Raw genomic sequence first — 10476 nt, 5'->3', positions numbered from 1 at the left:
AGATCACGAAAGTGGTCTTGCTGCGTTCTTCGCGGTCAAAGCCACGGAGGTTGCCAGCATCCACGCAGATCTGCCAATTGGCGTTCGTTGTCAGGTTGCCAGCGCCGAAGTGACGGGCTACCAAGGCGTTGCGCGAGACGCCTGCAGGGGCCGAGGCCGCAGCATAGTTCATCGCCACGGCGTAACGACGGGTTGGCATGGAGAACACCCAGTCGGTAGCAAAGCCGCCGCTGCTGGCCGCAGTCAGATACTCGTTGGTAACCGACTGGGTCTCAAGTGCGAATGCCAAATTGTTGGCTTGCGTGCTCGGCGCGCCAGCCGCTGCGGCCGTGTAGGGCGTGGACAGATCCGGGAAGTCGTACATTGCAGCACGCAGGGGAGCCGGAGTGCCGATTGAGAGCAGTGGATCAGCCGTCAGCTGACCAGCATTAGCTTGCGACACGGTCTCGGTAGTTTGCGGGAACCAGACCAGATTGCCAGAGCCTGTCGTGTCAAGCGTGGTCGAGGACGATGCACGCAGCGCTACAGCTTCACCAGAGAACGAGGCGTTGGTTGCCACGTTCACGATGAGCCAATTGGCGAACAGACCACCGGTAGGCCAAGAATAGCCACGGTTACGCGGCGTATTGGGCGAGTCCGGGTCGGTGAAGTCCAGCGCAATGGCTTGCTGATCCATCACAGCGGCCGTGCAAGGCGCAACGCCGTCGGCGTTGTGCTTGATTGCTGCATACAGCGGGTTGGGCTTGGTCGGATCCTGCACGCCAGCGTCGTTGTTCAGGAACGGACGGATGTCGGCAGAGTTCAGGATTTCGATGTAGCCTTCACGGGTCTGGGCAGCATCGCTACCGCGCACGCGGTTGACCTTGAAGCGGCCATTGTTGGTGGCCTTGATGTCTGCCTTGCTGGGCAGCGTGCAGCTGTTGTCGTCAGTCGTCAGGCGCGAGAAATCGTTTTCTGCAGCTACGTCGGCAGCCCACACGTCGCCAGGCGACAGGTACACGGTGATGTCGAACACGTCGTCAGAGTTGGATGCACCGCGGTAGCGCAGCTTCACGGCCTTGGCATTCACCAAGTCGGTGTTGGTGATGCTCAGCAGCGAGTGGTTAGACGTCTGTGTAGTGAAGTAAGGCACCACCAGAACGTGACCAACGCCAGTGGTCGTGGGCGCCAGTACGGCCGCAGGGTCGAAGCCAGCTTGGGTAGTACCCACATAAGCTTTTGCGGGGGTGTTGCCGGCGCCGGTGGTGTTTGTAGCCAAGCTATTGTCGAACAGTGCCACTTGTGCGTTGGCCGCGCCAGACAGGCCACCAACCATGGCAGCAATGCTCAGGGCGAGAAGATTTTTTCTCATGTATGAACTCCAGTTAAAAGTTGAAAGCGCAACTACCAAGATTGTTTACGCTAGGGAATGGTAGCACAGCCTTTTTGGGGGGAGAGCCCGCTTTCCGTTAGGTGTTGCCTGGTGTTTATAAAAAACAACATTTGCCACACGGCAGGGCTGCACAGAGGGAATGACTCACTGCCCAGGCCCTGCCAGAGGCGGGTCGGGGCGGAGTATAGGGACGGAAACATGGCGCAGCAACCGCTTTGGATTGATTCATCGCATTTTGGGCTGATTTTTCACTGAACTGCGGCGCAGCGTTCACTGTCGCCAGTTTGTGGTGTAGCACTGCTATAGCTTGGTGTAGCCCGGTTAAGCTCCCTGCTGTTCGTTGGTTTTGCTGCCTCCTATATGCCCACTGGTCATCGCATTCCTCTCTTTTCTGCGGCCCTGAGCGCTGCCGCCGTGCTGGTTGCTGGCGCTGCGGGCGTGCAGTTGTTGCACCGCGTCGAGGCCGTGCAGAGCCAGCCTGCGCGGCCGCTGCTCTTGGCGCCCATGCTCGGTGTGCTAGACACATGTGTGCTGCTACCTGCCGATGGCACCTCGGACCTGGCGCAGCGCTGCACGCGCCCGGGGGGCTCTGCGGCGGGGCTGGTGGAGGCGACCGTGGCGCCGCTGGAGCCGCCGGCACCCCGTGAGGGCGGTGCCCCAGCGCCTTACCGTCTGGGCTACACGCTGCAAGCGCCATTGCTGCAGTTGTTCCGTGCGCGGGGTGATGTCTGGGAGGTTGACCCGGAGCGCGTCGATCGCCTGGTGCGAACGGTTCGGGACAATGCCCGCCCGGTGGTGCTGTATTTGTTTTCCACGCACTTTCCCGTGGATGCGCCGCTGGAGAAGATGCTGGCACGCGATGCGAGCAACCTGTTGCAAACGCAGGAGGGCCCGCTGCAAGTGGATGCCTACTTTGGTATTCCCACCTACCCGTGGACTTTTGCGCGTACCGACACCGACATCACGGCTCGGCGTGTGCAGGCCACGCAGGCGCTGTTAGAGGGGTTGTGCAAGCTGCCCGATGCTGACCGGGCCAAGATTGAGGGCATTACCCTGCTGGGGGAGGTGCACCATTTGTTCCCCGATTTCCAGGGTGGCATGGGCTGGCGGCCACCCTACCGGGTGACGGACTACAGCGCGGCTTCTGTCGAAGGGTTTCAGAGATACCTGGCGCAGCAGTTTGGCCGCATTGGGCAGCTCAACCAGTTGCTGGGCAGTCGCTATGCGCGCTTTGAGGATGTGCGGCCACCGGCGCGCGATTTGCGGGCCGGCCCGCAGGCGCAAACACAGGCGCCGACGTGGCAGCAGTGGGCTGAGCACATCGACAGTTTTGCGCATGGGCGCTTGCCGGTTTCGGGCTGGGCTTTTGCGCCGGGCGTGCCGCAGCCTTGGGTGCATGTGTACCGCAATGGCCGCTGGCTGGGCAAGACTGGGGTGAACATGCGCCGTGAGGACGTGCAGAAGGTGCATCCCGAGGTGGGGCTGGCGGATACGGGCTGGCGCATGGACCTCGATTTCCGTTACTGGGCCGAAGGGGTGCATCGCCTGGATGTGTTCTTAGAAACCGCGCCGGGGCGGCTGGTGCCCATGGCTACGCGCCATGTCGCCGTCATGGGCCGCGCGGGTGGCGGGGCGCTGCCTGCGCCCCGGCCGCAGCAGCCATTGCCTGCGAGCGTTGCGCCGACGCCCGGCGTCATGATCGACGTGGACATGCCGGGCGAGATGCAGACGCTGTACTACAACCCGCTGGCTGCGCTGTGGCACGCCTTCCGGGGGCAGCAGGTGGCGCGCTACCTGCAGTATTTCGACCAGGTGGTGGCGAAGTCGTGTTTGGCGGGTACGCCGCGCTATATCCATCAGTTGCTTGCGTTCCCCAACCCCGGCTGGGATGAGAGCAAGTATGCCGTCGAGGCCTCGCTGCAAGCAGGCCGCAGCCCAGCCATGGGCGGGCTCCGCCTGGGGGTGAGCCTGTACGGCGATGCCACCTATGGGCCGCGCTTCACGCAGTGGCTGGCTGAGAGCGGGCCGCGTCCGTATGGCATCACCGAGTTCCATCCGTTGCGGCCGTTGGATGGGCCGGCTTTGCAGGGGGTGCTAGCGCAGCATGCGGCCCAGGGGGCGCAGTTCCTGTCCTTCTTTATGGAGCCGCGCTGGCAAGGGGCGCTGGTGGAGCGGCCGCACAACCCGTTCTCTTTCGACCCGGAGAACGCGCATTACCACTCTGCGGACCTGTACCAGGCAGTGGATTGGATACGCCAACATGGCGCGGCGCCTTGATGTGCTTAAAAATGCTTCATTTTATATAGCTGCTGGCGCTTTCCCTGTAAGGGTTTAAAGGGGAAAATATTTGCAAGCGCTTATTAATCAAGCGCTGGCAGCTATCAAATTTGAATCGATTATTCCCACGTGTCGCGGCGCCCATGGCGCTGCTGGCGCGCGTCTTCCAAGCCCAGAGCGATCATGCGCAGGCGCTCGCGCCAGGGGCCCGTGGGCAGGCAGCAAAACAGCGCCAGGTACAGATGGCGCAGCCGGCTGATGCGCTTCCAGCGCGCTGAGAGTTCGGGGCGGCGCAGCAGCAGGGCGTTGTTGCGAAAAATGTAGTAATAGCGGAACGGTGCGTGCAGCGGCAGGTTGCGCCAACGCCCCAGCCACACGCGCCAGCGCTGCTCGCCCAGTGCGTGAATCATGCGCGCACCGTGCACGCCAAACAGCCGGTAGCCTTGGCTGCGTGCGCGCAGGCACCATTCGGTGTCCACGTGGTCGATGAACAGCCCCTCGTCCATGGGGCCGATGGCCTCCAGTGCGGCCATCGGAATGAGCGAGCCCGAGGAGATGAGGAAATCCGCCTCCACCACAGGCCGCGCAGCGCTGGCGCGCCGGTGCACCAGGCGCAGCCAGCCAAAGCGCACGAAGCCCGACCAGTCCTTGCCGTCCTCGGCGCGGTATTCGGGGCCTACGGCGGCCAGGCGCTGGCCCTGGTGCTGCAGCGCCAGGGCGGCGTTGCGCAGGCGGGCCACGGCGCCTGGCTCCGGGCGGCTGTCCTGGTCGAGCAGCAGCACCCAGCGTGCGCCCTGGGCGCGCGCGGCCTGGATGCCGATGTTGTGCGCGGCGCCCAGGCCCAGGTTCTGGGGCTGGGCCAGCAGTTGCGCGGGCACGGGAGCCTGTGCCACCAGGGCAGCCAGCCAGGGGCAGGCACCAGGGGTGCCGGTGTTGTCCACCACGTAGACCTGGCCGACCTGCTGGTGCAGCGCCTGGAGCGCGCCCTGGAGGGTGGCCGGCTGCGGGTGGTAGGTCACCAGCACGGCAGCGACATCGGGGCAATGGGTGGAGGGCATGGGAGCGGGGCATGTGCCCCGAAAGCCGTGTGGTGCAGCGGGCCGGGGGCAAAACGAAGCGTGAGAGAATCGAAAATTTTAAGCGCCCGCCCCACGGGCCGTGGCCGTAGCCGCAGCGTACCGCTGACTTGGCCCTCCCTCTGCCCGCCATGCCCGATACCACCGACGCAGCCCTCGCGCCCGATGCGCAGCCCCTGATCAGCGTCTTGATCCCTGCCTACAACCATGCCCGGTTCGTGCGTGCGGCCCTGGACAGCGTGCTGCAGCAAAGCTGGCGCAACCTGGAGTTGATCGTCATTGACGATGCCTCGCCCGACGCCACCTGGCAGGTGCTGCAGGAATGCACCGACCCGCGCGTGCGCCTGTCGCGCAACGAAAGCAACCTGGGCTCGCATGGCACGCTGAACGCGGCGCTGCAGCAGGCGCGCGGCGAGTTCATCGCCATCCTCAATTCCGACGACCTGTTCCTTCCCACCCGCCTGGCGGCCTGCCATGCCGCGCTGCAGGCCAGCGGCGCCGACCTGGTGGGCACCGACATGCGCCTGATGGACGATGACGGCGCCTTGGTGCAGGCGCATTGGTGGATCGACGCCTTTGACGCGCTCAAGCGCGTGTGGGCCGACACGCAGGATTGGCCCGCCACGCTGCTGGCGGGCAATGTGTTCATGACCACCTCGAACTTCTTCTTCCGCCGCCGCTGGCTGGAGCAGGTGGGGGGCTTTCAGGACCTGCGCTACGTGCTCGACTACGACTGGCTGCTGCGCGGCCTGGGCCAGGGGCTGCGTTTGGCATGGATCGACGCGCCGCTGCTGCAATACCGGCTGCATGCGGCCAACACCATCAGCGAGCGCCCGCTGCGCGCCAACCTGGAATGCGCGGCCATGCTGCGCCAGCATCTGCCGCAGGTCTTGGGTCAGACGCCTGTACTGCGCGCGCAGCTGGTGCAGCTGGCCACGCAGTGGGCGCGCATCGAGAGATACCTGGGGGAGATTGCCGCCACCCAGCGCCACGAAGCACTGGTGGCGAAAGAGGCGGAGCTGTTTCCCTTGATCGCGGACCGGGATCGCTGGATTGCCGAGCGGGACGGCTGGATTGCCGAGCGGGACGGCTGGATTGCCGAGCGGGACGGACAGATTGCGGCAAGGGATTTGCAGATCGCCGAGAAAGACCAGCAAATCGCCTTGCTCACCCAGGCCCTGACGGAGCGCCTGCAGCGTCCGCAGCCCCTGGCGCCGGCGCCGAGCGGCGCCGCCGTGGCAGCCAGCCCAGGTTTTGCGATGCCGGTGCCCGCAGCGCGCCCGGACCAGGCAGCGCGGGCTCCCGCCGGACGGCCGCAGCGCCTGGTGGATCTGGCGCACTTGCAGGATTGGCTGGAGCCCCGCCTGGGCCGCGTGCGCTGCGTGTCGTTCGACGTGTTCGACACCCTGCTGGCGCGCTGTATCGAGCCGCCCGATGCGGTGCTGGAGCGCCTGGCGCAGTTGGTGGCAGACCAATTGCCGGCGTACTCGTGCGCGCAGGTGCTGGCGATGCGGCGCGAGGCCGAGCACGCGCTGCGCCAGGAGATGCTGGCCCAGGGGCTGGACCACGAGTGCCACCATGACACGCTGGTGCAGGCCTGGGTGACCCGGCTGGCGGGCCAGCGCGACGTGCTGCTGGAGGCCTTCATCCACACCCAGGAGCGCCGCCTCGAAACCCTGGCCCTGGCGGCCAAGCCTGGTGCCGTGGCCTTGCTGGGCTGGCTGCGCCAGCAGCAGGTGCGGGTGATCGCGGTGTCGGATATGTACCTCGGCCACGACCATGTCTACGCCTTGCTCGATGCGTGTGGCCTGGGCGCCTTCATCGACCAGGTGTATGTGTCTTCCGAGTTCGGCCTGGGCAAGTACTCCGGGCGCCTGCACAGCCAGGTGCTGGCGTTGGAGGGGTTGCAGCCCGCGCAGGTGGTTCACGTGGGGGACAATCTGGTGTCCGACATGCGTGCGCCGCTGCGGCTGGGGATCGAGGCCGTCTTCCTGGATGAGAAGGCCCAGCGTCTGCGCCGGCGCCGCCAGGCGCTGTCGGCGCGCATGGCGCGCCTGGGGGGGGTGTGGAGCGGGCGCCACTTTTTCGAGGCCGTGGCGGTGCGCCAGAGCATGCTGCAGCGCGCGGGCCAGGCGGGTGAGGCGTTTTTTCACCACTACGGGCGCGACGTGCTGGGGCCGGCTTTTGCCGCCTTCACGCTGGCGCTGACGGAGAAAATCGCCCAGCAGCGGCCAGACAAGATCTTCTTCCTGGCGCGCGATGGCTATCTGTTCATGCGCCTGTATGAGCGCTGGTGCGCCCTGCAGCCCGCGCCCCAGCAGCCTTGGCCGCAGCCCGTGTACGTGTACGCATCGCGCCGTGTAGTGGCCATGGCCTCGATAGCCGAGGGGCTGCGCCACGAGCAGGCCATCGTCGCCCTCTACAACCCGAAGCAGCAGGGGCTGTTGTCGGTGCTGAAAACCTTCGGCCTGGCCGCAGCGGACTTCGAGGCGCTGGCGCGGGCGCATGGCTTTACCGACATGGCCGCGCCCCTGGCCGACTGGAACGATGCACGCCTGAAGGCCTTCCTGGCTGATGAGCAGGTGCAGGCGCGCATACGCCCCGTGGGCCAGGCAGCGCGTGCGCACCTGCAGGCCTATTTTGAGCAGCAGGGCTTTTTCGCCTGCGAACGCGCGGCGCTGGTGGACATTGGCTGGAACGGCACCATCCAGAAGTTTCTGCACGAGAGCTTTGGCCAGCGGCCCGACTATCCCGAGGTGCATGGCTGGTATCTGGCCTTCGTGGCGGCCATGCATGGCGACTTCGGCATGGGCGAGCGCATCGAGGGCTTGCTGCTGGACGCGCGCCGGGGCGATGCCTACGAGCGCGCACCGATGGATTTCGAGGAGATTTTTGAGCAGGCCGCACGCGCGGGGGAGGGCACCACGCTGGGCTACCAGGCCGTGGAGGGGCGCATTGTCCCGTTGCTGAAAAGCGACGATAGCCCGGACCGGCATGGCGAGCTGGCCTGCAACCCCTTGATCGCACAATTGCAGGCCGGGGTGCTGGAGCACCTGGAGGATTTCCATGCCGTGTGGAGCCTGACTGGCTACAAGGCGCAGCAGCTCAAACCCTACGTGCAGGCGCTGCTGGAGCGTGCCGTCGTCTATCCCACGCCGGAGGAGGTGGCGCACATCGGCCAGCTGGTACATACCGAGGATTTCGGCCATGACCATACCCTGGACATCGCGCCGCCGCCCGTTGGCTGGCTGGACCTGCTGCGCCCGCGCCAGCTTTATCGTCGGCTGCGCCCGCTGGCATGGAAGTTCGCCGCTTTCGCGCATTTCCCCAGCGACCTGCCGGCCTGGCTGTTCCGCCTTGTGCATTTGAAGAAACGCCAATGAAAAAGACCTCCTCTCGCCGCAGCGGCCTGGTGCTGCCGCTGCACCGCATCTGGTTGCTGAGCCTGCCGCTGCGCTGGGCAGCCCGTGCGCCGGCGCCGGGCTTCGCGCCCGGGCTGCGCAACCTGCTGGCCTACGAAAAAGGCCGCCTGTGGCATCTGCTGCACGAGCGCGAGCGCCTGGTGTACCGCTGGCTTCGGCTGCGGGCAGGCTGGGGGGCGCGCGACTGAGGCTTGCCCAGTGTGAGCCAAAATGCCCTCTAGCGCTTGCCAGTCAAGCGCTGGCAGCTCTCAAATCAGGAGCGGATCAGACCGTTCTCACGAACGGGGTGCCAGCCCCTGCAAATAGTCGCGCGCATAGTCCCATGGGCTTTCCTGCGGCGCGGCTTGCGGCGCCACGGCGGGCGCGCCTTCGGGTGCAGTGCCTTCGATGAAATGCTGCTGGCGCAGGCGCAGGAAGAACGCCAGCCAGTCCTGCGCCGGGGTGTCCCAGGGGCGCACCCAGGTCCAGGGGCGCTGCGCCAGGCGCTCTGTGAACGCACCCAGATCGGTTGTGACCACGGGCAGGCCCGCCTGCAGGCAGGTACTCAGGGTGTAGCTGTAGGTTTCGGGCCAGACCGCCGGAAACCACACCAGGTGCGGCTGCAGGCGTTCCAGCAGGCGCGGCAGGTCGTTGTCCTTGTAGGTGCCGTGGATGGTCAGGCTAGCCTCGGGCTGGGCCTTGAAAGTGCGGAACACGTAGCCCAGCAGGTGCAGCTCCAGGGGCGCGTTCTGGCGCGCGGCTTCCAGCGCCACGGCCTCGGCCACGTCGCCGCCCTTGATGGCGCTCAGTCCACCGACGAGGAAGATGCGCAAGTGGCCTTGCGTGGGCAGCCTCTGCGGCGCGCGCACCGGTACGGCGGGTTGGTGCAGCATGTCGGTGTGCGGCGCGTAGCGGATGCGCGCCTGCGGAAAGTAGCGCTGCATGCGCTGGGCGCAGTCGTGGCTGGGTGCCAGCACCCAGCGGGCCTGGCGCAGAAACAGGCGGTAGCGCAGGCGCCAGTCGTCGATGCTTTCCTGCGTGGTTGTGGGGCGCTCCTGCACACAAGCGCGACACTGGTCCAGACCGCGTTCGCCGCAGTAGGTTGCACGCGCGGTGGTCAGCGAAATTTGCGGACAGGCGCTGTAGTAGTCGTGCGCAGTGAAGTCGTAGCCCACGCCCAGCGGCTCGTGCAGGTGCATCACCTCGCGCGCATGGCCGACGAGATGGTGGTAGTGAACGTGGCATACCCCCATTTCGCGCAGCAGCGCCGTGAGCTGCGGCTGCTCGGTGGGCCAGTGAAAGTCCTGCGCGAAGCCCTCGCGTTCATCAAGCCAACGCAGGCGCACCATGCCCTCGGGCAGGGGCGAAAGCAGCAAGAAAACTGCGTGCCCGTGCAGATGGCGTGCCAGCTCTTCCACATGCCGCTGTGTGCCCCCGCCCCAGCCGTGCGACACGGCCAGAATGCGCGGCAGCGCACTGGCGCGCAGCCGCGCTACGTCCAGGCGCTGGCGGTAGGGGCGTGCCGGGTCGCTCTGCACATGTTCTTGCACGGCGCTGGCGTACCCGGGGTGCAGGCGCTGCAGGGTGGTGAAGGCGGCCTGTTCGCGCGGGCTCTTGTGGGCGCCGAAGCTCACGCCGCCGGTGTGCAGCACGAAGGTGTCGAGCGCTTGCACGTTGCGCCAGCCCAGGGTGGCGGCGCGTTGGCAGAAGTCGTTTTCCTCGCCGTAGCCGATGCCGAAGTTTTCCACGTCGAACAGGCCCACCTGGCGCAGGCAGTCGCGCCGGATGTACATGCAAAAGCCCACCGCCGTGGGGATGTCGATGACCGCGCCGGGCTGGCTTTGGGTGCACAGCGCGTCCAGCGCGGCGGTGCTCCAGCCCTCGGGCAGGGCGTTGGCCTCGCAAAAGCGCGGGTAGCTGCAAATGGTGGCGTTGCTGGAAAAGGGGGTGACGGTGCCGATGCGCGCATGGCCATAGGCCGCAACGCGCAGGCGGTCGAGCCAGTCGTTGGCGACCTCGGTGTCGCTGTTGAGCAGCAGCACGTCTTGCGTGTCGCTCAGCGCCATGCCCCGGTTGACGGTGGCGACGAAGCCGAGGTTTTCTGTGTTCTCCAGCAGGGTGACGCGCGGCTCGCGCGCCGCGAGCGCGCGCAGCCAGTCGGTGAGCGCCGGCTCAGGGCTGGCGTCGTTGATGACGATCAGGCGTGCCGGGGTTTGGTTGCTGCTGTCGAGTACCGACTGCAGGCAGCGCTGGGTGTCTTCGAGCCCTTTGAAGACTGGCACGATGATGTCTACGCCAGGGGCTGGTGCCACGGGGGCGGTATCGGCGGGCGCCGCTTGGGTCGGTGCCG

6 protein-coding genes are annotated in these 10476 nt (G+C 66.3%); 3 read left to right on the top strand and 3 right to left on the bottom strand.

The annotated features are described in order from the left end of the window. Positions 1-1351: cell surface protein (locus BN2503_RS17940; protein WP_148639776.1), on the bottom strand; the 1351-nt coding region annotated here is incomplete at its 3' end. A gap of 381 nt (positions 1352-1732) precedes the next feature. Between BN2503_RS17940 and BN2503_RS17935 the strand changes: the two genes are divergently transcribed. Beyond that, on the top strand, positions 1733-3649 hold the full coding sequence (locus BN2503_RS17935; protein WP_054257977.1) for a hypothetical protein: 1917 nt from the start codon (positions 1733-1735) through the stop codon (positions 3647-3649). 119 nt (positions 3650-3768) lie between these two features. Here BN2503_RS17935 and BN2503_RS17930 read toward each other — a convergent pair whose 3' ends face one another. Then, complete coding sequence (locus BN2503_RS17930) at positions 3769-4707, bottom strand: glycosyltransferase family 2 protein (RefSeq protein ID WP_054257976.1); 939 nt, start codon at positions 4705-4707, stop codon at positions 3769-3771. A 149-nt stretch (positions 4708-4856) separates the two neighbouring features. Between BN2503_RS17930 and BN2503_RS17925 the strand changes: the two genes are divergently transcribed. Both BN2503_RS17925 and BN2503_RS17920 read left to right on the top strand, forming a co-directional pair. Continuing rightward, positions 4857-8108, top strand: coding sequence for a glycosyltransferase (locus BN2503_RS17925; RefSeq protein ID WP_054257975.1), 3252 nt, complete (start codon positions 4857-4859; stop codon positions 8106-8108). Beyond that, positions 8105-8335 carry a hypothetical protein gene (locus BN2503_RS17920; protein ID WP_054257974.1) on the top strand — a complete coding sequence of 77 codons (231 nt, stop codon included), beginning with the start codon at positions 8105-8107 and terminating at the stop codon, positions 8333-8335. Before BN2503_RS17925 ends, BN2503_RS17920 begins: the two co-directional genes overlap by 4 nt. Positions 8336-8422: 87 nt before the next feature. Here BN2503_RS17920 and BN2503_RS17915 read toward each other — a convergent pair. Next, positions 8423-10476 (bottom strand): glycosyltransferase (locus BN2503_RS17915; RefSeq protein WP_148639775.1); only part of this gene is annotated, 2054 nt, incomplete at its 5' end.

This window comes from Paenacidovorax caeni, assembly GCF_001298675.1.
Taxonomy (GTDB): Bacteria; Pseudomonadota; Gammaproteobacteria; order Burkholderiales; family Burkholderiaceae_C; genus Paenacidovorax; species Paenacidovorax caeni.
This window is presented reverse-complemented; position numbering and strand designations above follow the sequence as displayed.

Coding starts and splice junctions, on each gene's coding strand:
- BN2503_RS17935 (WP_054257977.1), top strand. CDS start 1,733: ATGCCCACTGGTCATCGCATTCCTCTCTTTTCTGCGGCCCTGAGCGCT.
- BN2503_RS17930 (WP_054257976.1), bottom strand. CDS start 4,707: ATGCCCTCCACCCATTGCCCCGATGTCGCTGCCGTGCTGGTGACCTAC.
- BN2503_RS17925 (WP_054257975.1), top strand. CDS start 4,857: ATGCCCGATACCACCGACGCAGCCCTCGCGCCCGATGCGCAGCCCCTG.
- BN2503_RS17920 (WP_054257974.1), top strand. CDS start 8,105: ATGAAAAAGACCTCCTCTCGCCGCAGCGGCCTGGTGCTGCCGCTGCAC.